The following is a 25,758-nucleotide window of genomic DNA, read 5'->3' as shown; positions in this document are numbered from 1 at the left end:
AGCAATGTGATTTCTTTTCTATTTTGTTTCTATTCTATTTACTTTTATTTTATTTGGGTCAAATCCAAGGTCTGACTCGCTTTTTATAGTCTATAAACGTCTGACCAAATATCACTTCCAGTGCGCGTTCTTCCGGCGCAATCTGAAAGCGCTGCATATAAAGCATAAAGCCTATAATTCCGAGCACGCTGCAAAGTGAAGCTAAATAAACAGCCCAAGCACATAAAGCTAATGCCATACCTAAATACATAGGGTTACGGCTGAATTTATACATGCCAGAGGTGACGAGTGCAGAAGTGGATTCAGGTTTGAGTGGGTTAACTGTAGTGCGTGCCTGTCGAAAGCTGATAACGCCAGCGATGGCCGCAATGATACCTAAACCCAAAAAGCTGCATATGGCGATTAGCTTTATGACGGCCAGCGTCGCAGTACTCGTATAAAACAGGTCTGGGCTTACGCCATTAGCTGGATTTTGAGTTAGTGCTGGAGTGAGTAATGTCATTGCCCACATGATGCTAGCAAAAACAAAAGCGACAATTGGAGGCGGGATTGTATTTTCTAATCTGTTAGTGAAAATCGACAAAACTCGTCCTGTGAGTTATTTGAGATGTTAACAAAATAATAGGTTAATCAAGCCTATCAATAAATAGTCTTTGGTTAATTATAAGAAACTGTGTTGACGACCTTCTCTGCTAATAAGGTTTAGCGGAGAAAGTACTTTTATCTTTGTAATACACAGGCTGTTTAGTCTGTTGTTTTTGGCTTTGACTCGTTATTTAGATGATTAAGTTATAATTAAATGGCTTTGTATAACGTATTTTATTGGTTTATTAAACATTACGTTTACTTATTTGGAGGTATCTCTGTTTAGTTACGGAATAGTTCGAGAAATCTTCGTGATCTAGCTTCAAAAATCTCACCGCGCAAAATCAATTGCTTAACAATTATAATCTATATTAGTAACTCGTGATGATGATAATCATTATTGTTTGTTTTGTATCTTATTGATTTCATGTCGTTTGATGCATTTTGACTTTTATAAGGTGCGGCTTAAATAGATCTTTATAGTGTGAGCCAGCGAACGTATTTCTATAAAATACGCGTCATGCCTCAAGTTGTTGGCAGATATGCGGATTGTTGAAGTCAGATATCGCTAAAGAATAAAATACCCACTTCGATATACAACCGGCCTGTAAGTTAATGTCCAGTAGAAAAACCATAAAGTCAGTGAGTCTTGTGGCCAAGTTAATGGCTAGCAGTTTACTCACGCTGCTTATTTGTGTTGCTCCTGTTAAAGCAACACCTTGGGATAAGCTTGATTCAGCTCAACTCGAGCAAAAACTAACCGAAAAATTTGCCGAAGGTAAATACTCTCCGAAAGGGGCTGACTCTTGCCTGATGTGTCATAAGAAGAATACCAAAGTCATGGAGATTTTTGACGGTGTTCACGGTGACATGAATAACAGCAAGTCTCCTATGGCCGGTATTCAGTGTGAAGCATGTCATGGCCCGTTAGGTAAGCATAATCGTGGTGGTAAAGAGCCAATGATTAGCTTCAGTCCTGACAGCAAGCTACCTGCTGAAACGCAAAACAGTGTTTGCCAAGGTTGTCATAACGACCCTAAACAGATGGCATGGCATAACAGCACTCACAATCTAGAAGAAGTGGCTTGTAGTGATTGTCATAACGTTCACGCGGCAAAAGATCCTGCTCTTGACCGTTTAACGGTTAACGACACTTGTACTTCTTGTCATACCCGCGCTAAAGCTGACATGAATAAGCGTTCATCACACCCAATGAAGTGGGACCAGATGACGTGTATTGATTGTCACAACCCACACGGTTCTATGACCGAAAGTGCGTTGATTAAGCCAAGCCTTAATGAAACTTGTGCTGAGTGTCATGCCGACAAGCGCGGCCCATTCCTATGGGAGCATGCGCCGGTAATGGAAGATTGCTCAAGCTGTCATACACCGCACGGTAGTGTTAACGACAACTTACTTAAGTCGCGTACTCCGCAGTTATGTCAGCAATGTCACGCAGACGATGGCCATGCAAGCCGCATGACAAGCCAAGCTGGTCTAGATGCATTCAGTGCGGGTAAGAGTTGTTTAAATTGCCACAGCAAGATCCATGGTTCTAACCATCCTGCTGGCAGCAACTTTGCCCGTTAAGTCTAGGAGTGACAAATATGCGTTTAATTAACCCTTTTTCATTAAACCTGATCACCTTAGCGTTACTAGGTGCAGGGACCAGCGCGTTTGCGGCTGATTTTGGTGTGCAAAACGCCAATATCGCCGAAGGCAAAACGGCTAACTATCAGTGTAAGCGTTGTGTTGAAACACAAGGTTATATAGGTAGTGTTGGCGTGAGTGTTGGCTCGGTTGATGCTGATGACAACCATGCTATCAATCAGTTTGGCACCGGAGAAGACGGCGCTATCGCTGGCGTGAATGCCGATCTTGCTTATCAGCAAAGTGGCTACAAAGCAAAAGTTCAAGCTCACCAGTTGGGTATGGATAACGGCTTTGTGACTATGGAAGCTGGTAAGAGCGGTCACTATAAGCTTGATGTCGATTACCAAACGATTACCACGAACCAAGGCAGCAATGCTTCGACCAATCTTTGGCAAAACAATGGCATGCTTACGCCAAGCGATCAAACTCGCGTATTGGATTTAGCCTTACAAAGACAGCGCAGTGGTATCGGTTTTGAGTATGATTTCTCTGAAGTATTAGGTCTTGGCCTAAGCAGTTATGCACGCTATGACCGCGAAGATAAAACCGGTCACCGCAGTGCAAGCCTAACTAGCCCAACGCCAACTAACTTTGCTGAAGCAGTTGATGAAACTACAGATAAATTCAGTGCCGGTGTGGTACTTGACGGTGCTAACTGGTTGTCAGAACTGAGCTATAACGGCTCACGTTACGATAATAATATGAGCGACTTAAGTCTGCCATATGCCTATGACGTTTATAGCGCAACCCCAGACAACCAAGCACATCAAGTGTCTTTGTCTGGTCAATACCGTTTAGCTTCGAGTGTATTTAGCGGTCGTGTGGTTACTGGTCGTATGATCCAAGACCAAGACCTTATCCAGATGAGCGGCAACCCAATCCAAAACTGGGACGGTCAGGTTGATACTTTAAGTTCAAACCTAGCGGCTAGCACGCGAGTAAGCAGTCGCTTACGTCTAGGTGCAAGCTATGACTACAGCAAGCGTGATAATCGCTCATCGGTATTTGACTTTGCTCAATACGAGTTCAATTCAATGTCGGGTGCGTTTAAACAAAACGTGCCTATGGATATTGAACGTCAAACCTTTAAAACCAACGCGAGCTACCGTATTGCCAGTGGTTACCGCTTACAAGCTGGTTACGACTATAAACAAGTTGAACGTAGCTACGGTGAGCGTGAAGAGACTCGTGATAATGAGTTTTGGAGCAAGCTAAACATCCGTGCAATCGACAAGCTAACCCTAGATTTTGGTGTCAGCTATGGCGAGCGTGGCGGTAGTGACTACCAAGCTAATGAGCTTACCAGCGACGAAACCGAGTCGTTAATGCGTAAGTACAATCTTGCCGATCGCAAGCGCACAGAAGTTAACGCTAGAGCAAGCTATGCGCCGCTTGAATGGTTAACTTTCGATGTTAGCACTTACTACGCTAATGATGATTATGACGCCACTGAAATCGGCCTGACTCAGGCTAAAGATTACGGTTACGACATGAATGTTCATATTCAAGTTGCTGAGCCGTTGTCAGTGTATGCATTTGCGGGTCTGCAGTGGATTGATTCAGACCAAAACGGTGACCAAGCGTCAGTTTGGCACACAGAAGTGAATGACGAGTTTATTAACCTAGGTTTGGGTGCGACTTACTCTGGCTTGATGGATGGCAGATTGATTTTAGGTAGTGATTATCTATTTGCTAACTCATCAAGCAATACAGGTGTTAATGGCTGCAACTATGGCAACTCAAATCCAAACAGTTATGGCAGCTATTACTCGTACAATCACAGTGTGAGTTTATACGGCCAATACCTGATCTCTGAGCAAATGGCTGTCAAGTTGGCTTACCAGTTTGAACGTTATTTTGATACCGACAGTGCTGCGGTCACTCCCGATAGCATTCCAGGTTTAATCACCTTGGGTGACCTGAACCACAATTACAACGCCCATCAACTGATGTTGACCTTCAGCTACAAGCTGAAATAAGTCGATTCAGATATTAATAAGTTTGAGGAAAACAAGATTATGGAACGTAGAAGTTTCTTAAAAATGAGTGCCGCGCTGGGCTGCGCCGCAACAGTTACCGGCTGTAATTCAAGCTCTGATGATGCCAATGTTATTCCGCCACAGCCGCCAGTAACTGACGAAGTGGTGAACTGGTCATCTTGCCTAGTTAACTGTGGTTCTAACTGTCCAATTAAGGTTTTTACTAAAGACGGTATCGTAACCCGTGTTGAAACTGACCACCAAGTAACCGATGAGTACGGATTACATGAAGTACGTGCTTGTGCGCGTGGTCGTTCACTACGTCAAAGAAACTACGCTGTTGACCGTTTAAAGACACCAATGAAGCGTGTTGGCGAGCGTGGTAAAGCTGAATTTGTACCAATTAGCTGGGACGAAGCAACTAGCATTATCGCTGAAAAGCTTGCTGCTGTTTACGCACAAGAAAATGGTGCTAAGTCAGTATTCCGTAGCTACGGTTCTGGTGCTTACTACGGTTTTGCATCAAATGCGTGTTTCAACCGTCTATTTAACCTAAACGGCGGTTACCTTAATGCTTATGGTAACTACTCTTGGGCGCAGCAGATGGAAGCGGCGAAGCACACTTTCGGTACTGGCAGTACTAGCGGCTCGTCAACGATTACTATCGAAGACAGTGACTTCTTCTTAGGCGTGGCTTACAACCCAAGCGAAATCCGTCAGTCGGGTTCTGGTGAAGGTTACGATTACCTACAGGCGCTACAAAGAAACAACGGCCTAGAAGTGGTGATGATTGATCCTCGTTACACTGACTCTATGTTAGGTAAAGAATCAAGCTGGTTACCAATTCGTCCAGGCACTGATGCTGCGTTTGCTGAAGCGGTTGCTTATGTGATGATCAACCACGCGAACTTTGCGGGTCAATCGCTACCGTTTGTACTTGAGCATTCAGTGGGTTTCAACAAGCAGTCAATTGAAGATCAAAAAGCGATTTTTGCAGCGAGCAGCGATGCTACTGACCAAGAATACGCGAAGGTGATGAACTCAGATGAAAACTACCAAGACTACATTCTAGGTCAAGGTATTTACACTGACGCTAAAACACCTGAGTGGGCTGAAAAAATCTGTGGTATTTCTGCAGAGAAAATCCGCTACATCGCTGGCAAGCTAATGACAGCTAAAGCACCTTACATTGTTGTGGGCGCTGGCGTTAACCGTCAAGCAAACGGCGAGCAAAGCATGCGTTCTCTATACATGCTATCAGTGCTAACCGGTAAGCTAGGTACTCGCGGTGCATCAAACGGTGAACTGCCATACATGAGCAGTATGTCTCGTGCAGGTATTCCAACAGGTAGCAACCCAGTTAAAGAAAGCATCTCTTTCTTCACTTGGTCTGAAGCGATTAACCATGGCGAAACCATGACGGCGCGTAGCCACGGTATTCGCGGCACTGATGGCCTTGATACGCCACTTGGCGCTAACATCAAGTTCATTCTGTCTGCATCTGATAGCTCGCTACTGAACCAGCACGCTGAAATCAACAATACGGCTGATATCTTCCGTAATGCTGAAGACTTATTCATCGTATCTTGTGATTGCTGGATGACGCCTGGCGCTAAGTTTGCTGACATCATCCTACCTGACACTAGCTGGTTAGAATCAAACGACTTAGTTAACGATTCATATGCTTCTGGTTCATTAGGCTACCTAACTGCAATGTCTTCTTCTGTTGAGACTATGTGGGATTGTAAGTCTATGTACGAAGCGGCAGCGATGATCGCAGACAAGATGGGCGTTGGTGCAGGCTTTAGAGATGGCAAGAACGAAGATGAGTGGTTAGAAGAGCTTTACCAAAGCACTAAAGCTAACAGCAATAACATCGGTGTTTCTCCTGCGTTCCCGGCCACTTACAAAGAAGCACAAGAAATTGGTTTCTTCCGTAAGAACATGAACGATAACCACGTTGCACTGCAAAGCTTCGTTAAAGAAGGCAAAGCGCTTTCAACACCAAGTGGCAAGATTGAAATCTACTCTGCTGAGCTTGCATGGCGCGCGGCTAACTGGGATCAAGAGTCTGAGACAAAGGTTAAGGGTGACACCATCACAGCTATTCCACAGTACACAGTAACGTGGGACGGTTATGAAGATGAAGGCACTAAAGAAGATTACCCAATTCAGTTAGCGGGTTACCACACTAAGGGCCGTACTCACTCAAGCTACCACAACGTACCTTGGTTACGTGAAGCGGTAGAAGACGCTGTTTGGGTTAACCCAATGGACGGCGCTAAACACGGTTTAAGCTCTGGCGACAAGGTTGAGATGTACAACGAGCGTGGTTCAATTGAAGTAACTGTACGTATCACACCACGTGTTGCTCCTGGTGTATTTGCCCTAGGACAAGGTGCTTGGTACAACCCAGGCAATAAGCGAGGCAGCACTGGTCATATCGTTGACGAAGGCGGCGCAATCAACTCGTTAACTCGCTACCAGCCTAGCCCTGTCGCTAAAGGTAACCCACAGCACACTATTCGTGTTGCCATTAAAAAGATTTAAGAGAGTAGTTAATTATGACTGAAGCAACTCAATACGGTTTTTACGTCGACAGCACTAAGTGTACTGGCTGTAAAGCGTGTCATGTATCTTGTAAAGACCGTCAAGGTAACGAGATCCGTAACAATACCAACCCTGAACAAAATGGCGTACCTGCGCTAAATGGTGTGACTTGGCGCCGTGTGTACGAATACGGTGGCGGACAATGGACTGAAGGTCAAAATGGCTGTTTTGAGCAAAGTGTATTTGCTTACTATATGTCTATTGGTTGTAACCACTGTTCAGAGCCTGTGTGTGTTAAAGCTTGCCCGACGGGTGCAATGCACAAACGCCGTGAAGATGGCCTAGTTCACGTAGCACAAGACCTATGTATCGGTTGTGAGAGCTGTGCTCGTGCATGCCCATACGACGCACCACAAATTGACCGTGAACGTAAAGTCATGACCAAGTGTGATGGTTGTTTCGAGCGTATCGCTGATGGCCGTAAGCCTGTATGTGTTGAGTCTTGTCCGCTACGTGCACTAGACTTTGACACTATGGATAACCTACGCGCTAAATATGGTAACGGCGATGGTCACATTGCACCATTACCACCTGAGTCAATCACTTCACCAAACCTTATCATCAAGGCGAACGTGAATGGTGGACAAGGCGGCGATATTCTTAACCCAACTGAGGTATAACTTCAGCTAAAGGTTAAGTATTAAGGTCTTTAAATAGCACAACAGCAGCGGGCTTGATAGCCCGCTTAGCTTGTAAGGTAAATTATGTCTTCAAAATCTGAGTCGTTAAGTCATTCATCTATTGCTGCAGTGGACTTTGCCGAGTATCAAGGGCTAGCGCGAATACTGCATCATTGTCTTATTCGTTATCCCGAAGCCGGTTTTATCGATGGGCTAAAAGAGTGTGATGTGACTGGCAGCTGGCCAGAGTTTGGCGGACGTGAGCAAAATTGCATTGGTCGTCAATTGCTGGGTGATTTTTTACAGCAATGGTCGAGTGAAGTGAGCGCGGAAGATGCAGAGAAGGCATTAATTACCTTAAAGCTGGATTACGGCCAACTTTTCTTTGGGCCAGGCGAACCGACAGCTGTGCCGCAAGGCTCAGTCTACTTGTGTGAAGAGCAGTTAATTAACGATAGAACCACAGTTGAACTGATGGATTTTTATCGGGCTCATGGCGTTGAGTTGCAGCTTGATTACAAGCAGCCCATCGACCATATTGGTTTGTTTTTCGCTGTACTTGATCAAACATTTGGTCGTTTGCAGAGCGAAACAGATAACCAAGCTTTGATCCGCTTTACTCAAGTGTTATTACAGCAGCACCTATTACCTTGGGCAATGCGTTGCTGTGAGCTCGCTGTGGAGCATGCCAACACCGATTTTTATCGCGGTATTGCATTGCTAACCACAGACTTTTTATTGCAACTGCAGCAAGATTTTCAAGTGTTAGCGCTGGATAAACGCTTGTTCCGCTAATATGTTAGCGGTGATGTGAGTACTAAAAAGCCCGTAAATTTAATTTACGGGCTTTTTTTATGGATTTGTCATACTCGCGTTTTATTGGCGTAAGTGGCCTGATAAAAAACCTTAGTTAAAACTTCCCATATTGCGACTAGACTGGCGTTTATCGTTTCTGACTTGCTCAAGTTGGGTATTAATCGTCTGCAATAACTGGCATAACTGTTTTGCATTATCGTCGAGTAGCGCTGCAGTATCTTGATTATTTGCGCAGGGGGTGATTAACGACTGGCTCCATTGGTAGCCGATAGTTAACACTAAATGCTCAGATTGGTTGAGTTCGCTTTGCTCAATCTCTTTGATAAATAATAAACGACTGGCGGCAAACAAGCAGTGAAGGGCGAGTTCATTAGCCAAAGGCGTTTGTTCATCGCTTGTCATAGGTGGCAGCCACACCGGTTCACCTTCAGCAAAAACTAATGCCGAAATGGTGTTGGTCACTGTGCTAAGAGAAGTTGCGCCGCCAAACAGCTGTACCACTTTTTCTGATTTTTGCAGTGTCAGTGCTAAGCGACTAGCAAGGATGGATTTACTCCATTGCTGACCTAAAGAGCGTCTTAATGTCATCTTAATAAAGTCTCGTCTAAACAGCCTCATGATTGAGGCGAAACCAAGCTTATGAAGTAGTTTAGCATTTTGGCAATTAGCCCGATGTGCTTAGTGCAGCATTATCGGATTAAGATGCTAAATTCACTAGGTCTGCGGCACATTTCTGTTAAAATTCGGCTTCTATCACCATGACTTTTAAGGTTCCCCAATGGATATTCAACGCGTTAACCCATGTGCAAATTGGTCTGATGCGACCGTGTTTAATAACATGGTACATTTTGTTGAAATTGCTGCCGATGTTGAAGGCAATATGCTCAGCCAAACTGAGCAGGTTTTTGCTCAAGCCGAAGCGACTTTAGCTAGTGTGGGTAGCGATAAGTCGCGTTTGCTATCAGTGACTATTTACGTGACTGACTTTGCCAACGTCGCGGTATTTAATCAAGCATGGCAGGCATGGTTACCAGAAGGTTGTGCGCCAAGCCGTGCCTGTTTAAAGGTTGAGCTTGCCGATCCGGCTTATCTTGTTGAAATCGCTTTTGTGGCAGCGGTTAAGTCATAGCTTTAAAAGCTTAATTTAAGGATTAGTTTAAGCTTATCATTGGACGTCAGTTACTCTAATTGCTTAAGTAACTGACGTACCTTAGCCCGAGTGTTATCAATGCTACTTACAATGACCTCTGCACTGGTTTCATCATTTTCTAATTCTTGCCAATTTGTTTGCCAGCTTTGTTGAAGCTGTTTTGCCGCAGCGCTAATTTCTGGCTCAGTGATCATACTGAGATCGGCAATTAGGTTTACTTTTACCCAACCTTTACGTGGATTGCCTTGCACAAGGTCTTTATCGTAATGGGCGGCATAGACAATTGATTCGAGCTCAGACAATTGTAGCAATAGCTCAAAGCTTGCAGAGCGTACATTGTTGTTATACTCAGTGATTTCCATTCGCCAAACGTTATAGCTAAAGCCTACCAAAGCAAACAACATGCTGAACACTGCTGTAAGCTGAAATACCGAAATGGTTTGCTCGCCAGAAATTGCGATTTTCAAAGTTAGCGCCTTTTGTCGGTTTAACTAGAGTAATTTTAGACAATGACACTCGGTATGCTTTATTTCTAGTCATTCCTTTACATTGGCTGATGTTAGATCTTTCCTTTATCTCCTTTTATTCTTGTTATTTGCAGGCTTAAAAAAATCCCCTCCAGATCACGCGAACTGAAGGGGATATTATTCAATCTCTAGGTTTATATCGATTGTTGTTTAATATTAAAAGTGACCTAGATACTGCCAATGTTTGTCGCTGGCTTCTGCACCTTGATTTGGGTGAGGGAAGTAAGAATACCAACCTGTTTTCAATCGGTAATAATGGATTTTACCATCAAAGTCATACTCGTAAACATCACCAACGATGCCATATTGACCGTCACTTCCCCATTGACCGATTTGCTCTTGCTTATACCAAGCGAGTAGACGTTGCTCGAATAAACTTTGATTACTATTTAGCTCGGCAATATCCGCTTCGATACTGGTTTCGTCGCCTAGGTAATGCCAATCAGTATTTGATTGTTTATCGGTAGGGAACGCACCGCCTTGTCCTGGACGCTTTTGGATGAAGTACTGTTTGGTTTCGTCCCCCTTTGGCTCTGAAGCAAAAACGGCATTTTCAAGCAAGCCCCAGTGAGTGCTGGTTCGCTCATCCCAATTGAGTAGCTTTTCCTGTGCGAAGTAGGTCAAGATTTTATCATCGACTGAAGAGTTACTGCGATCGAGTGTAATAGGGTTAAAGTTCATATTAACGAAAGCGGCCGCAGAGCCTAAGTACTTCCAGTCATCATTGCTTTGAGGTGAATGTGGAATCGCACTCATGGCGATGGTTTTCTTTAACCAGTAATCTCGGCTGCCAGTTACTTGATTAGGATTAACATACAAGGCACCGACTTTTTCTGAGGCTAAGGTGACGCCGTTGTTAAGAACTTTACTACCGTAGTTATCTGCCATCCAAGTATCAAATTCCGCTACGGTGGTAAAATCTAAAGCGCTTAACGCTTGGTTATCAACCAGCTCTGGTCGAGTGTCAATCGCAGCTCGATATCCGTGATCTTTACCTACCGTCACAGCCTTGGCTGGTTCTTGAGGATGAGTATTGAAAATACGGCTATCGACTTCAACAATGCCAAAATCATCATAGCTAAGGTGAGCAAAGCGCTCGTTGACTAAATCGGTTAGGTACCCCATAAACTGCCATTGGTGATTCGATTGACCCGATTCAGGGAAATACCAATATGAAGTGGTTTTTAAACGGTAGTACTCAATATCACCACCACGGTGATATTCGAACACATCGCCCGGGGTACCTTGTCGGTTATTGTCGCCCCATGTAAAGAAGCGAGATTGACCACTCTCTTGCAGAACTTGTGCGTGTACAATTTGTCTTGGATCTTGCTCAGGGCAACTCACTGCCACAGACTCAGGGTTGCGGTCACGTGCTAAGTTGATATGTAATTTATTGCTCCAATCCAACTTTTGTCGATGACCAATGAGACCGAATACATCTGTTGCGTGATTAGCATAAGTGACTGTTGCCCAGCATTGGCCCAGAGTCGGGGCTGGGTAATCGAAAATATTACCGTGGCTACTGTACATTTCAGGGTAAATATAGCTGGTGTTTTCCTTCATCGGGTCGTAGTAACCGACGACAGTAATGATATCAACCGCCTGCTTGGTTGGTAGTGGGTTAGTGCTATCAGCAACGCCCTGCATCGTTTGACTGTCATTATCCCAATGGGCATAGCCTGTCGGGAAGTCTAAATCTAGGTAGTTTCTTTGCTCTAGGAAGTGTTGCATTGCCTTAGAGCCATAGGAGGTAAAGTGTGGATAGACAGATGTGCTTGAATCGAAATTACCACCGCCCATAGAGTCAGAACCATAGGCATACTTATCGTTAAATGGCGTCACCATTATGCCGCCATAGCCGTAATCACCATCGACTAGATTATGCCAATTAAGATTATCGGTCATTACGCCGCTGTAAGCATCGTATCCCCAACCTGAGTTTTGATGGTGGGTTAGATTTTCTGAGCCACCATTGTAGTCTGGCAAGCCAAGAGCGTGGCCGATTTCATGAGTCGCTTCGTTATAGATACTGTCAAGTAACTGCACGTAGCCGGTGCCAGCTAACAAACCGTGGGCGATATCTTGGATTTGGCCTTTACTGTTTTTATAGCGGCCAATAGAGTGCATTATGCCGATTTGCGGGAAGTAATTGGCATACCATACCGTAGGCGCTGAGCTTGCTAGGCCATAGTTGGCATTTGAGATCCCTAAGGTAATAAGAGAGGCGGCAATTTCATTGTTCATGTCGCTAGCGTAAACTCCAGCATCATATTCACTGTAATTCTCTTTAACGCGGCCATCGGCCATTACCACTTTGTCGAGATAAACCGGCGCGTAAGGACGTACCGTCATCGATGCAACAGGGTAACGCTGGAATAACTGCGAGGTGTAGTGGGCAGTATCTTGCTCCAAATGTTTGATAGATTGAGGCTGAGTTAACATACCAATACGGATCATTGGAAACTCAATATGGCTAGGTGCGCCGAACTCGATTTGGTCTTCACTTAGGACACCTTGAGTACCTTCCCAAGTATCGATAGTCAGACTTAAGCCTTTTTCCATCACATGCCAAGGCAGTACCGCTGTGTATGAATGCTTCGAGTACATCACATCATCACGATCATCAATGACAGAGCGATCCGACTTTAATATTTGTTGTGGTGGGGTCATAACTATGGTGTCGATAAGCTCACCATGGTTGCTAATTTTCAGCTCCAGCATCTTTGGATCGTGGCCGTGTTCTGGCGTGATCACGAGCAAGGCTTCACGCTGGCTAACCACTCGTTGCTGCTCTTTACTGTCATTGCCGTAAGCATCGGCTGTTTGGTTTTGAATAAACCTGACTTGAGCCTGAAAGTCTCCTGATAGATGGTTCACGACGTCTAAGCCATCGATGAAGCCATGAGCCTTGCTGGTGGCTGTGTCGTATGTCTGACAGTTTTTGGTTGCGACAGAAACCAGAGTATCAGTGTCATTACCTGCTAGGTATCTGACATTGCACTGTTTGTTTTCTTCTAGGTAATTATGCCCAAATTGGTCGTGGTAAATGAAGACCCCATCCCACTCATTGATAAGTTTCCACTGGCCATTAACGAAATCAAACATGGCAGTTGCAGAATTATCGGCATATTCATTACCAGCAATAAATGGGAAAAACATCGGATTGCCATCTGGGCTCAAATCGTAAAGAAAGTCACCATACTTTAGATGTGTCTTGCCATTGATGACTTCCAGATTAGCTGGGTCTTTTGCTAAGGCTCTAACTTCGTTAACTCTCGCTTGAACTTGTCGCTGCATTTGCTGCATCTGCTCGACACTAGTCGGTAGAGCGGATGTTGCACTGGTTGCGGTATTCATTCCCATAAGCAGGGTGCTTATGGTGAGTGCTAAGGTTTTTAATTTCATTGGTATTCCTTATTGAGTTTTCAGTATTCAATAAGGCAAACAAAGCATAAGCTAATATCCAGCCAGTGTTAATTTTCAGCCGCTAAGAGTATGTTCTTAAACTGATAAATAAGAGTTGACTGTAGGTTATTTGGCATCCCCGCTATCTTAGGCTAACCCTTAGACCGGAAGCTTTGCGTCCCAGCATTTCTACTGGTTTGCCTTTATCTATATTTTCATGCACATGGATATTTCCAGCGGAGAGAGAATACACTTTAGTGGTGGGTTTGCAATAAGTTGTTGATGTATAAGAATTAATCGTTTATTTCGTGACAATTTATTGACTCATTGATACGTGAAATATTGGATAACAAACACTTGGGTGGCTAATGCTTAAGTCCATGATTTTATAAGGTAAAAAAGTTTGAGGTTAATATTTACTAAAGCTGTGTTTTAAAGAGCCAAAAAAAAGACGCAATAAAATTAATCAAATAAAATAGTTAGTTAGGCTTGTCAGTTTACATAATCATCGAAAAACTGAGTCGGAATGACTCGTGAGGTTTTGCCATTTTCGTTAGCGGATGTTTGATATGAGATTTATCTGCCAGTGAGGCTATAAGTCTAGATTATTGAAAAACACATTGAAAGTGAGCAAAGGTGGCAAAGAACGCAATTAAAACCGGGAAATAATTTCCCGGTTTTGATTTGTATTCACCTTAAGATTAAAACATGCGATTTAAATCTAACGGCCTTAACCACAGTTATATACTTTTTATCCGCCATTCTCCGCTTTATATTCAGCTTCCCATTTAGGGACCACTTTTTCGATAAAGATGGCTTTATCGGCGCGCATCTTATCCATATCCATGCCTAATACTGCTTGAGCTTTTTCTTTAGTCGAGATGTCTGGAATCGCGACTGTCGATACAACACCTTGAGAGTTAAGAATTTCAGCTAGTTTTTTACGAGCTTCAGCTGATTTCTCAAGTGATGTTTTAAGGATGCGAATACCTTCTTCAGGTGCATGTGCCGCTATGCCATGTGAAGCAATTGCAAAGTCCCAGCGCCATTGCGCGTGACGAATATCAGTAAGAGCTGCAGCCATTTTTTCCTCATTAGCACCAGCTTTCCAAGCCGCTGCTGCTTCAAAGTGAGCTTTAACTAGTTCATCTTCAGCCTGTAGCTTTAGTTTATTTACCTGGTCTTTATTGGTTTGAACCAGCGCTTTCATTTGATCTTTAGTTTGGTCATGACAGTTGGCGCAAGTAAATTCAAACTGATCGAACGGGCTTCCGACGTTATGATCTGTGTATTCTTTACCTTCAGCATTAGTGACACGTGGCATATGGCAGTCGGTACAAGAGACCCCCATATCACCATGCAAGCCTTTGGCTGTGGTTTCGTAACCTGGGTGCTGCGCTTTTAGCATTGGCGCTTTAGATAATTGATGAGTCCAATCTTTAAATTTCAGCTTGTCATAGTAGGCTTCCATTGCTTCTACTGACGTGCCGCCATCCCATGGGAATTTAACCCAATTTGGATGCTCTTCATTTTTCTCAAAATAGTATTCAACGTGGCACTGACCACAGACCATGTTCTGTTTTTGGCTTTTATCTGCTTTATCAAATGGTGTGCCTAACGAAGCAAAGGCGCGTTCAGCGAAGGGTCTAGCAATTCTCAGTTTTGGTGTGCCTGGCTTATGGCAATCTGCACAACCTAATACGTGCACTATCTCAGGGCCGCCTTTAGCCCACTTACCTTTAAAGTATTCAGCTTCACCTTGTTCCTCAATAACTCGTGGCACATCAGGGCTTTTACAACTCCAACAAGCCATAGGCATAGGGCCTTCATCCTCTGTCATTGGTGCACCTGTGCGAAGGGTATTTCTTAGATCGGTAATCACATATTGGTGTCCACGTGGGGCATTGTAGTCTTTAGAAAAGCCGTAGCCCGCCCACAAAATAACTAAGTTTGGATCATCTGCTAACGCGTCCGTCACATCTTTACTTTCTGCTGTCTTTTGCCAGCTTTGGTATTGTTTAGGGAATCGTTTCTCATATTGGGAATTGTCAGCTGGGTTGGAGTTTGCAGTAGCATTTAGGCTCATCAAACCTATGCAAGCTCCTATAATCAGAGGCATTTTGTGTGCGTTCATTTGGAGTTCATCCTTTAAATAAGGGTTTAGTTATATGTAAAATGTAGTCGCTAGCTCTATGTTGTCAAAAGCAAAAGGCTGATATTTTTTACATTTTACTTACAAGTGGTTTTAGGAGAGGGCAAAATGTGATGATTATTAATGTTGTAGAATATGCTTTTCCAATCAGGTATACGCCAGTATTTCATGAATGGCGTTAACTTCGGAGCGCTATCATCACTTTATATAGAGTTGTTTGAATTGAATATGTGAGCTAGATAGATTCTTTTAAAGTTATAAAGGCTATATTATCGCCTCCTTTTTAATTTTGATTGTCCATCATGAAATTCGTAAAACTGGCCGCTATCGGCCTAATGTGCTCTAGTCTCTCCGCTTGCATTACCTTTCCAACCGCTGAATCTAACACTGTCAAAGTGTTATGGGATGATACTGATGCACTCGTTGGCTGCGACCACAAAGGCACTGTGATTGGTTCACAAGGTCATTTCTATGACTATTGGCTGCATGCTGATAAAGATATGGTTTGGGGCACATTAAACGAGATGCGCATTAAGGCGGCTAAATTAGAAGCAGATACTATCTATTTGTATAAGCCGCTTGGTTTTACAGGCTCTGTGACAATGATTGCTAACGCTTATGACTGTGAAGTGAATACGACTAAACTTGTAACTAATGAGACAGATACTGCGGTTAGCAAGTCGGTCGCAACAGTGAATCAGTAGTTTTTTTGTCTAAATTCATCAGTAACACATTTAAGGAAAGCCATGAGTATCAAAGTTGATTGGCAAAAAGATTGTCAATTTAAAGTGACTACTAGCAACGGGTTTAGCATTATTATCGATGCTGAAAATGAAGTTGCCCCCTGTCCTACAGAAGTGCTGCTATCAGCGCTAGGCTCATGCAGTGCTACCGATGTGATGCAGTATTTTAAAGACAAACAGGCGCAGCTAGAAAGCCTAAATAATCATCTGACTTACACGCTAACACAAACTGAGCCGAGACTTTATCAAAGTGTTAATTTGCACTTTACAGCTAAAGGAGAGGGGATTTCGGTTGCTGAGTTAGAAAGAGCCGCTGAACAGGCGATTAATCAGTATTGCCATGTGTGTTTGATGCTTAAGCCGGCAATCAAGGTTAGTTTCTCGGTTGAGGTATTACCTAACTAATACAAATTAATATTGCTCGATGTCTGGTTAGAATTGTTTAGCCTGTTAGCGTTAATAATAAGCTTTGACTAATTTTTTTGCTGATTTCTATGGATCAGCTCAAATAAATAAAAACGCAGCTCTAGGGCTGCGTTTTTTATTTAGAATACGTTTAGAGACTAAAATGTCATCTCTGGCACATGCTCTGGCACCACGAGTTTACCTGCGGTTTTAGAGACGATTTCTTCTACCGATACGCCTGGTGCACGTTCTAGAAGATGAAATGCGCCATCTTTAATTTCCATAAAGGCTAAGTCGGTTAGTACGCGTTTGATACAACCAAAGCCTGTTAAAGGTAGTTCACATTTTGGTAGCAGCTTAGAGTTACCTTTTTTGTCGGCGTGCATCATGGTGACAATAATATTGTCGGCGCCTGCCACTAAGTCCATTGCGCCGCCCATGCCTTTTATTAATTTGCCTGGGATCATCCAAGAGGCGATTGAGCCTTGCTCATCGACTTCAAATGCGCCAAGCACGGTTAAATCTACATGGCCGCCACGGATCATGGCAAAGCTTTCTGCTGACGAGAAAAACGATGCGCCATCAACCGCAGTAACCGTTTGCTTGCCAGCATTGATTAAGTCAGCATCGATGGTTTCTTCAGTAGGAAATTCCCCCATACCTAATAAACCATTTTCCGATTGCAGCATCACTTCAATGCCTTCAGGGATGTAGTTGGCCACTAAAGTTGGAATACCAATACCTAAATTGACGTAAAAGCCATCTTGCAGTTCTTTAGCAACACGTTGTGCCAGTTGTTCTCTTGATAATGCCATGGTGTTGCCTCCTTATGCTTTGTCTGCTGTGGTTGGTTTTACGGTGCGCTGCTCAATACGTTTTTCAAACTTACCTTGGATGATGCGATTAACGTAAATGCCAGGCGTATGAATATGGTCAGGATCCAGTTCACCGGGCTGCACGATATGTTCAGCTTCTACCACAGTTATCTTGCCTGCGGTTGCCATCATAGGGTTAAAGTTAGCCGCCGTTTTACGAAATACTAAGTTACCCATAGTGTCAGCTTTCCATGCACGTACTAAGGCAAAGTCGGCTTTTAGTGCTGGCTCTAATACGTAGTAACGCCCGTCGATTTCACGGGTTTCTTTACCTTCTGCAACGGGGGTTCCGTAACCTGTTGCAGTAAAGAATGCAGGAATACCAGCGCCACCTGCACGAATTTTTTCAGCTAAAGTACCTTGGGGAGTCAAGATAACGTTAAGCTCGCCCGATAACATTTGCTGTTCAAAGGTAGCGTTTTCACCCACGTATGAGGCGATCATGGTATCGATTTGACGGCTCTTTAATAACAGACCTAAACCAAAGTCATCGACGCCGGCATTATTTGAGATGGCGGTAAGTCCGGTGACACCAGTTTTGACCATTTGTGCGATTAAGCCTTCAGGTATACCGCACAAGCCAAAACCACCGACCATAACGGTCATGTCGTTACTTAAGCCTGCGAGTGCTTCTTCATAACTACTGACTACTTTATTAAGCCCTTGATTTAGTCCTGCCATTATTGTTCTCTCCATATTCTGTCAATGCTAGATGCTAGGCCCTAGATTTTAAGTTCTGCTGTTTATTAACTTAGTGCGCTTTATTCGCTGATGGCTATCTATTCGCTGATGGCTCTTAACTTAGCGCTCTTTATTCGCTGATGGCTCTAGCCACTTTTGAGCCAGACTGACGGCCCAGTGCTTGGCTAATCTTGTTGCCCGCATTCACCAGCTTGTTTAAATCGATACCAGTTTCTATTCCAAGCCCATGCAGCATATACACTAAGTCTTCAGTGGCTAAATTGCCTGATGCGCCTTTTGCGTAGGGGCAGCCACCAAGTCCAGCAACCGATGAATCAATTACGCTTACACCTGTTTCTAAACACGCCAGAATGTTAGCGAGTGCTTGGCCGTAGGTGTCATGAAAATGCAGTGCAAGCTTCTCTATTGGTACGACTTCGGCTACAGCCTCAACCATTCTACGGGCATTAGCCGGTGTGCCAACGCCTATGGTGTCGCCAAGTGAAATCTCATAGCAGCCCATTTTGTAAAGTAATTCAGACACTCGAGCAACTTCACTAACCGCAATTTCGCCTTCATAAGGGCAACCTAACACGCAAGATACATAACCACGTACAGGGATGTTTCTGGCTTTAGCCAGCTCCATCACTGGGATAAAGCGGTCAATTGATTCTGCAATTGAGCAGTTAATATTTTTTTGGCTAAAACTTTCAGAGGCTGCACCAAAAATGGCAACTTCATCGGCACCAGCGTCAAGCGCAAGTTCCAAGCCTTTTAAATTCGGTGTCAGTGCACTATAGGTAATACCCGTTTTACGGGTAATACCAGCAAGCACATCACCTGAATCTGCCATTTGCGGCACCCATTTAGGCGATACAAAGCTAGCAGCTTCAATACGCTTTATACCGGCAGCGGCTAAGTCTTCAATCAATGTCATCTTATCTTGAGTGGTGACTGGTTTTTCATTTTGTAAGCCATCACGAGCGCCGACTTCAAAGATGCTAACCTTTCTAGGGTAAGAGTTTGTCATCTTATGCGCTTTCCTCTTTAGCCACTGTATCTGTTGCCTCAACTTCAGCTAACAGCATGCCGTCACTCACCAGTTCACCAGCTTCAAAGAAAAATGCGCTGACGATGCCGTCAAATGGGCTTTCTATTGTGTACTCCATTTTCATAGCTTCCATCACCATAATGCCTTGGCCGGCTTTGACGCTATCACCAACAGCGACAAGTTGCGTCACAATCGTGCCGTTCATTGGTGCTTTGAGCTTATCTTCAAGGTTATCTTGCTCTTCAATCACTTCTGATTCTAGTGCGCGGTAGTGATAGCTTTTTGAGTCGATAAATAGGGTAAAGTCATCGCCCACTTGGCTAACTGGAAGCTTGAGCTTATGACCATTAGCTTTATTAATTTGCTCGGTTTGGGCTGCATCAAGCTTTTGTACGCTTATCTCTGCGTGCAGCATCTCAGCAACTAATTCACCCGAAAGCGTGATTAAGCTATCATCAAGCTGTAGCTGATATAGAGACTGACCTGCGATTTGAGTTTCTATTAAATCAAGGTGATTAATCTGATGATTGTCATCTAACAGCGCCACCTGATGCTGGCTGGCGCTATTTAGCCTAAAGCCACTATTTTGATGCCAAGGTGAGTAGGGATCATGGCTAATGCTTGCATCTAATTGTGCTTGTTTTTTACGGGCGCATAGCTGATAAAGAGCCGCTAAACTTAACGCTGTATTGGTATCGTCTGCCGCATCTGTTGCCGGCGTTAACAGTAAGTCGCCATAACGTTCAATAAAGTCGGTGCTAAAGTCGGCATCCTTAAACGCTGTGTGTTTAGCAATATTGGCTAAGAATTCAATATTGTGTTTAAGACCACTGATCTGATAGTCATCTAAAGCGTGTACTAAGCGCTGCAGTGCGCGAGGACGTGATTCATCCCAAGTGATAAGCTTGGAGATCATTGGGTCGTAAAAATTACTGATCACATCATTTTCACGTACACCCGAGTCAATTCTCACAAACTCACTTTGTGTAGGCTCACGTAAGAAGTCGAGCTTGCCGCTGGCGGGTAAAAAGTCATTTTGCGGATCTTCAGCGTAAATACGAGCTTCAAAGGCATGGCCAGTAATCTTTACTTCACTTTGTTTAAGCGGCAATTCGCTACCGCTGGCAACCATTAGCTGCCATTTAACTAAGTCTTGCCCGGTTACCAGCTCGGTGACGGGGTGCTCTACCTGCAGACGGGTATTCATCTCCATAAAATAGAAGCTGTCGTCGGTATCTAATAAAAACTCAACCGTACCCGCGCCTTCATAGTTAATGGCTTTAGCTGCTGCAACCGCAGCTTCCCCCATCTTCACTCTAAGGGCGTCACTAAGACCTGGTGCAGGGGCTTCTTCAACCACTTTTTGGTGACGGCGTTGAATTGAGCAGTCACGATCTGACAAGTAAATACAGTTACCTTGGCTGTCGGCAAAGACTTGTACTTCAACGTGGCGCGGCTGTCTCAGGTAACGTTCCATCAGGAGTTTGTCGTTACCAAAAGAGCTAATCGCTTCACGTCTGGCTGAATTAATCGCTGCAAGTACTTCATTGCTACTTTCAACAATGCGCATACCTTTACCACCGCCGCCAAAGGCCGCTTTTATCAGTAAAGGGAAGCCCATTTTATTGGCCTCTGAAACCAGTAAGTCATCCTCTTGTGCATCGCCGTGATACCCAGGAACTAACGGTACATTGGCGGCGCCCATAATCTCTTTAGCGGCACTTTTGCTGCCCATAGAGTCAATGGCTGTAGCACTTGGGCCAACAAAGGCGATATTAGCTTTCTCGCATTTAAGTGCGAACTCGGCATTTTCAGATAAAAAACCATAACCTGGGTGAATAGCCTGCGCGCCTGACTGCTTGGCGATATCAATAATTAAATCGCCTTTAAGGTAGGAGTCAGCCGGGGCACTGCCGCCTAAGTAAAAGGCTTCATCAGCCATGGCAACATGGCGTGCATTGATATCTGCATCTGAATATAAGGCTACTGTGCGCACGCCCATAGCTTTTGCGGTGCTGATGATGCGGCAAGCAATTTCGCCGCGATTGGCAATTAGCAGTTTAGTAAACATATTATTTGGCTCCTTGCACGCTGGCGTTTTGGTTATTATTTTTTGTTGCCGCGTTAAAGTCGGTCGTAGTTGGCCATTGTGGTGTGCGCTTTTCAAAAAAAGCATTAAGCCCTTCTTGGCCTTCATCTGATACACGGATGCGGGCAATACGCTCACTGGTGTGATCTAATGTCTGTTGATTTATCTCGCCACTTTCTAAAGTTGAAAGCAGCGATTTAGCCCATGCCATGCCTTGTGGGCTGTTACTTAGTAATGAGGCTATAATCGGCTGCGCTGCAGCGTCGAGATCGTCATTTACTTCATGGATAATTTGCAGTTCAAGCGCCTTTTGCACATCAAAGCGCTCAGCGGTTAACATGTAACGACGCGCTGCGCGTTGCCCCATTGCGCGAGTCACATAAGGGCTAATAACTGCAGGAATAAGCCCAAGTTTGACTTCGCTTAAGCAAAAGCTCGCACGCTCATTAGCAATGGCGATATCGCTGCAGCAAATAAGTCCGAGTGCACCACCAAAGGCGGCACCTTGTACTAAGACTATCGTTGGCTTTGGAAATTTATCGAGCACAGACATCAGCTTAGCCAGCTCATTGGCATCCGTTAAGTTTTGCGCAAAATCCATCTTGGCTTGTTTGCGCATCCAGTTAAGATCGGCGCCGGCGCTGAAGTTTTTACCGTTGGCCTTAAGCACTAATACTTGGCACTCTGGGTTAACCGCAAAATGCTCCAATACTTGGATCATTTCGTTTATCATCACTTCATCGAAGGCGTTATGTTTATCGCTGCGATCAAGCACCATTTGCGCTACGCCGTTATCGACGGAGCAGTTTACAAATTGTAATTGCTCAGCGAGTTGTTCTGTTTGGCTAGTGGCTAGATTATTCATTATTATCGATCCATTGTTTTAGCTAAGTAGATGTTCTATTTGAAGTAGCGCTTAGCTACTACATACGGAACACACCAAACTTAGTGTCTTCAATTGGCGCATTTAACGCCGCAGACAAGGCTAAACCAACAACATCACGGGTTTGCGCTGGGTCGATAATGCCGTCATCCCACAAGCGGGCGCTGGCATGGTACGGATGACCCTCTTTGTCATACTGCTCGACAATTGGCTTACGGAAATCTTGTTCATCAGACTCAGACCATTCAACGCCTTTACGGGCGAGGCCGTCACGTTTGACCGTTGCTAATACACCAGCGGCTTGTTCACCACCCATCACCGAGATGCGAGCATTAGGCCACATCCACATCATGGTTGGTTCGAATGCGCGGCCGCACATACCGTAGTTACCCGCGCCATAACTGCCGCCAATAATCACAGTAAACTTAGGCACATTGGCACAAGATACTGCGGTCACCATCTTGGCGCCGTGCTTTGCTATGCCTTCATGTTCATACTTTTTACCCACCATAAAGCCGGTGATATTTTGCAGGAACAACAGCGGGATTTTACGCTGGCAACATAGCTCAATAAAGTGCGCGCCTTTTTGTGCCGACTCTGAGAACAAGATGCCGTTGTTAGCGACAATGCCAACTGGGTAGCCATGAATGCGAGCAAAACCGCAAACTAAGGTATTGCCGTAGTTAGCTTTAAACTCATCAAAATCCGAGTCATCCACTAAGCGCGCAATCACTTCTTTTACATCGAATGGTTTTTTTAGATCGGTACCGACGATGCCGTACAACTCGTTGATATCAAATTTAGGTGGTTTTACGGGGCTAAGCTGAGCTGCGATCTCTTTTTGATGGTTAAGGCGAGTCACGGCTTTGCGAGCAAGCTCTAATGCGTGTTCATCGTTTTGAGCCATATGGTCGGCAACACCAGATATTTTAGTATGCACTTCAGCGCCGCCAAGCTCTTCAGCAGTCACTTCTTCACCGGTTGCAGCTTTTACTAACGGTGGACCTGCTAAAAATATCGTGCCTTGCTCTTTAACGATAATCGATTCATCAGCCATCGCTGGTACGTATGCACCACCTGCGGTGCAGAGCCCCATTACTACGGCGATTTGTGGAATGCCTTTGGCAGACATCTGCGCCTGGTTATAGAAGATCCGCCCGAAATGGTCTCTATCTGGGAACACTTCATCTTGGCGGGGCAGGTTGGCACCGCCAGAGTCGACCAAATAGATACAAGGCAAATGACAGCGGCTAGCAATATCTTGTGCGCGCAGATGCTTTTTCACGGTTACTGGGTAGTAGGTGCCCCCTTTTACAGTGGCATCGTTAGCGATAATCATGCACTCAACACCACTGACACGGCCAATACCGGCGATAACGCCAGCTGCTGGCACGACATCTTCATATAACTCGTAGGCCGCAAATTGAGAAATTTCTAAAAAAGGTGAGCCGGGATCTAGCAGCTTTTCAACCCGCTGACGGGGCAGCAGTTTGCCTCTTGATAGATGACGGTTACGCGCGACTTCACCGCCGCCCTGTTCAATTTGATGGAGTTTAAGTTTTAAGTCTTGAACCACGGTTGCCATGTCATCAAACTTGGCTTTGAATTCATCGCTACGTGCATTAATACGGCTGCTTAGTTGCGTCACAATTTCAATCCTTTTGAAGCTGTCAGAGTGAGGCGGCGTAGAGCAAGCCGCCTTGATGCTTAGCTATTTACATGTCTTGTTTGTCGACCTGTTTGGTCTGGCTATTTTGATTCGTTAAACAGTTCGCGGCCGATTAGCATACGACGGATTTCTGAGGTGCCTGCGCCAATTTCATAGAGCTTGGCATCACGTAGCAAACGGCCTGTAGCGTATTCATTTACATAACCATTACCACCAAGTAGTTGAATCGCATCTAACGCCATTTTGGTTGCAAGCTCTGCTGAGTAAAGAATTGCACCCGCGGCATCTTTACGGGTCGTTTCACCACGATCGCAAGATTTTGCTACGTTGTAGATATAAGATTTTGCCGCGTTCATCCCCGTGTACATATCGGCAAGTTTGCCTTGAACTAGCTGAAATTGGCCAATTGATTTACCGAACTGCTCACGCTCATGAATATAAGGCACTACGATATCCATACAAGCCGTCATAATGCCAAGTGGGCCACCAGACAAGACAACACGCTCGTAATCAAGGCCGCTCATCAGTACTTTTACGCCGTTGTTTAGGCCGCCAAGAATGTTCTCTTCTGGGACTTCACAATTTTCAAATACTAGCTCACAGGTGTTTGAACCACGCATACCTAGCTTGTCGAGTTTTTGTGCGGTGCTAAAGCCCTTAAAGCCACGTTCCACAATAAATGCAGTAATGCCGTGAGCGCCCTTATCTAAATCGGTTTTGGCATAGATCACGTAGGTGTGCGCATCTGGACCGTTAGTGATCCACATCTTGTTGCCGTTGAGTATGTATCTGTCACCCTCTTTGCGCGCATGCAGCTTCATCGAAACTACATCTGAACCGGCATTAGGCTCACTCATGGCGAGTGCGCCGATATGCTCACCGGTGATCAGCTTTGGCAAGTATTTGGCTTTTTGCTCACTATTACCGTTACGGTTGATTTGATTAACGCAAAGGTTTGAATGGGCGCCGTAACTTAGGCCAATAGATGCTGAAGCACGCGAGATCTCTTCCATGGCTACTACGTGGGCTAGGTAGCCCATCTCTGCGCCGCCATATTCTTCAGATACGGTTACGCCCAATAGACCCATATCTCCTAACACCGGCCAAAGCTCATTGGGAAAGGCGTTATCTCGGTCAGTTTTTTCTGCTAAAGGAGCGATTTCGTTTGCGGCAAAACTTTGTACTGCATCACGCAGCATATCGACGTCTTCACCAAGGCCGAAGTTTAGAGATGTGTAGAGTTGGGTCATTTGCTTGTGTCCTGTCAATGTGTCTGGTTTTAAGCTCACTGATCTTTGCCGTGATACTTATTAATTGTTTTATAAGTGCTTTTTATTAACTCATTTTGCTTAGTAATTCTTTGGGCTTATTACCTATGAAGGGTTGTTATCAAGTGCATCACGGCATTGTTGCTCGGCAGAATTGAGCTCCATTAACACCACTTTGATATCGTCCATTTGCTGCTGCAATGAGACTTTTTTTTCTTCTACAAGCTCAAGCATGGTGTGTAATTGACTACTGCTATTTTTATCGGCATCGTAAAGCTCGAATAAACGACGAGTTTCAGCCAGTGAAAAGCCTAAACGCTTACCGCGAAGGATAAGTTTCAGTCTAACTCTATCTTTGAGACTGTAGATCCGTGTTTGACCACGGCGCTTAGGTTTAAGAAGACCTTGGTCTTCATAGAAACGAATACTACGAGTGGTTATATCAAACTCTTTTGATAAATCACTGATTGAGTAAGTCGTTTGTGAAAGCTGAGTTTCTGCCATCAAAAAACACCATATTTATTTACATTTACTGCACGATATATGAAGTTTACGTAAAGGTAAAGTTTGTGTGGTTTAGCTCACATTCTTTTC

General features: G+C 44.5%; 21 protein-coding genes and 1 riboswitch. Of the genes, 8 read left to right on the top strand and 13 right to left on the bottom strand.

What is annotated here, in order from left to right:
- Positions 1-58 precede the first annotated feature (58 nt).
- Entirely contained in the window at positions 59-583 is a 525-nt protein-coding gene (locus tag L2747_RS13755; protein ID WP_428848520.1) for a methyltransferase family protein, read from the bottom strand.
- A gap of 665 nt (positions 584-1,248) precedes the next feature.
- Here L2747_RS13755 and L2747_RS13750 point away from each other — a divergent pair.
- The 5 genes from L2747_RS13750 to L2747_RS13730 all read left to right on the top strand — a co-directional run bounded on the left by L2747_RS13750 (position 1,249) and on the right by L2747_RS13730 (position 8,242).
- A complete protein-coding gene (locus L2747_RS13750; RefSeq protein WP_248999592.1) occupies positions 1,249-2,175 on the top strand; it encodes a DmsE family decaheme c-type cytochrome in 927 nt (308 codons plus the stop codon).
- A gap of 17 nt (positions 2,176-2,192) precedes the next feature.
- Entirely contained in the window at positions 2,193-4,217 is a 2,025-nt protein-coding gene (locus L2747_RS13745) for an MtrB/PioB family decaheme-associated outer membrane protein (RefSeq protein WP_248999591.1), read from the top strand.
- Between the two features lie 39 nt (positions 4,218-4,256).
- Positions 4,257-6,767, top strand: a complete 2,511-nt coding sequence (locus L2747_RS13740) for a DMSO/selenate family reductase complex A subunit (protein ID WP_248999590.1) — start codon at positions 4,257-4,259, stop codon at positions 6,765-6,767.
- Positions 6,768-6,781: 14 nt separating this feature from the next.
- Complete coding sequence (locus L2747_RS13735; protein WP_012156042.1) at positions 6,782-7,447, top strand: DMSO/selenate family reductase complex B subunit; 666 nt, start codon at positions 6,782-6,784, stop codon at positions 7,445-7,447.
- Between the two features lie 84 nt (positions 7,448-7,531).
- Positions 7,532-8,242, top strand: a complete 711-nt coding sequence (locus L2747_RS13730) for a TorD/DmsD family molecular chaperone (RefSeq protein WP_248999589.1) — start codon at positions 7,532-7,534, stop codon at positions 8,240-8,242.
- Positions 8,243-8,353: 111 nt separating this feature from the next.
- Here L2747_RS13730 and L2747_RS13725 read toward each other — a convergent pair whose 3' ends face one another.
- Positions 8,354-8,851, bottom strand: coding sequence for a hypothetical protein (locus L2747_RS13725; protein WP_248999588.1), 498 nt, complete (start codon positions 8,849-8,851; stop codon positions 8,354-8,356).
- 190 nt (positions 8,852-9,041) lie between these two features.
- On the opposite strand from L2747_RS13725, the gene L2747_RS13720 reads away from it, so the two are divergent.
- A complete protein-coding gene (locus L2747_RS13720; protein WP_248999587.1) occupies positions 9,042-9,392 on the top strand; it encodes a RidA family protein in 351 nt (116 codons plus the stop codon).
- A gap of 50 nt (positions 9,393-9,442) precedes the next feature.
- Here L2747_RS13720 and L2747_RS13715 read toward each other — a convergent pair whose 3' ends face one another.
- The 3 genes from L2747_RS13715 to nrfA form a co-directional block, all read right to left on the bottom strand.
- A complete protein-coding gene (locus tag L2747_RS13715) occupies positions 9,443-9,880 on the bottom strand; it encodes a hypothetical protein (RefSeq protein WP_248999586.1) in 438 nt (145 codons plus the stop codon).
- A gap of 216 nt (positions 9,881-10,096) precedes the next feature.
- Positions 10,097-13,348 carry a M66 family metalloprotease gene (locus tag L2747_RS13710; RefSeq protein WP_248999585.1) on the bottom strand — a complete coding sequence of 1,084 codons (3,252 nt, stop codon included), beginning with the start codon at positions 13,346-13,348 and terminating at the stop codon, positions 10,097-10,099.
- Positions 13,349-13,477: 129 nt separating this feature from the next.
- A riboswitch (cyclic di-GMP riboswitch) is annotated at positions 13,478-13,560 on the bottom strand.
- A 539-nt stretch (positions 13,561-14,099) separates the two neighbouring features.
- A complete protein-coding gene (nrfA, locus tag L2747_RS13705; protein WP_248999651.1) occupies positions 14,100-15,434 on the bottom strand; it encodes an ammonia-forming cytochrome c nitrite reductase in 1,335 nt (444 codons plus the stop codon).
- A gap of 368 nt (positions 15,435-15,802) precedes the next feature.
- Between nrfA and L2747_RS13700 the strand changes: the two genes are divergently transcribed.
- Both L2747_RS13700 and L2747_RS13695 read left to right on the top strand, forming a co-directional pair.
- Entirely contained in the window at positions 15,803-16,204 is a 402-nt protein-coding gene (locus tag L2747_RS13700; RefSeq protein ID WP_248999584.1) for a DUF4156 domain-containing protein, read from the top strand.
- A 42-nt stretch (positions 16,205-16,246) separates the two neighbouring features.
- Positions 16,247-16,648, top strand: coding sequence for an OsmC family protein (locus tag L2747_RS13695; protein ID WP_248999583.1), 402 nt, complete (start codon positions 16,247-16,249; stop codon positions 16,646-16,648).
- A 158-nt stretch (positions 16,649-16,806) separates the two neighbouring features.
- On the opposite strand, the gene L2747_RS13690 is transcribed toward L2747_RS13695, so the two are convergent.
- From L2747_RS13690 to L2747_RS13655, 8 genes are all read right to left on the bottom strand, one after another.
- On the bottom strand, positions 16,807-17,463 hold the full coding sequence (locus tag L2747_RS13690) for a 3-oxoacid CoA-transferase subunit B (RefSeq protein ID WP_248999582.1): 657 nt from the start codon (positions 17,461-17,463) through the stop codon (positions 16,807-16,809).
- Between the two features lie 12 nt (positions 17,464-17,475).
- Positions 17,476-18,204: a CoA transferase subunit A gene (locus L2747_RS13685; RefSeq protein WP_248999581.1), complete on the bottom strand. Its 729-nt coding sequence runs from the start codon at positions 18,202-18,204 to the stop codon at positions 17,476-17,478.
- Positions 18,205-18,334: 130 nt separating this feature from the next.
- Positions 18,335-19,234 (bottom strand): hydroxymethylglutaryl-CoA lyase, encoded by a 900-nt coding sequence (locus tag L2747_RS13680; protein WP_248999580.1) that lies wholly within the window; start codon positions 19,232-19,234, stop codon positions 18,335-18,337.
- Position 19,235: 1 nt separating this feature from the next.
- Positions 19,236-21,326 carry an ATP-binding protein gene (locus tag L2747_RS13675; protein WP_248999579.1) on the bottom strand — a complete coding sequence of 697 codons (2,091 nt, stop codon included), beginning with the start codon at positions 21,324-21,326 and terminating at the stop codon, positions 19,236-19,238.
- Between the two features lies 1 nt (position 21,327).
- Complete coding sequence (locus L2747_RS13670; protein ID WP_248999578.1) at positions 21,328-22,209, bottom strand: enoyl-CoA hydratase-related protein; 882 nt, start codon at positions 22,207-22,209, stop codon at positions 21,328-21,330.
- Positions 22,210-22,267: 58 nt separating this feature from the next.
- Positions 22,268-23,875, bottom strand: a complete 1,608-nt coding sequence (locus L2747_RS13665; protein WP_220782460.1) for a carboxyl transferase domain-containing protein — start codon at positions 23,873-23,875, stop codon at positions 22,268-22,270.
- Between the two features lie 101 nt (positions 23,876-23,976).
- Positions 23,977-25,146, bottom strand: a complete 1,170-nt coding sequence (locus L2747_RS13660; RefSeq protein ID WP_248999577.1) for an isovaleryl-CoA dehydrogenase — start codon at positions 25,144-25,146, stop codon at positions 23,977-23,979.
- Between the two features lie 123 nt (positions 25,147-25,269).
- The gene (locus L2747_RS13655; protein WP_248999576.1) at positions 25,270-25,668 is read right to left on the bottom strand and encodes a MerR family transcriptional regulator; all 399 of its coding nucleotides are present in this window, start codon (positions 25,666-25,668) and stop codon (positions 25,270-25,272) included.
- Positions 25,669-25,758: the final 90 nt, after the last annotated feature.

The organism is Shewanella marinintestina (genome assembly GCF_023283845.1).
In the GTDB taxonomy this organism is placed as follows: Bacteria; Pseudomonadota; Gammaproteobacteria; order Enterobacterales; family Shewanellaceae; genus Shewanella; species Shewanella marinintestina.
This window is presented reverse-complemented; position numbering and strand designations above follow the sequence as displayed.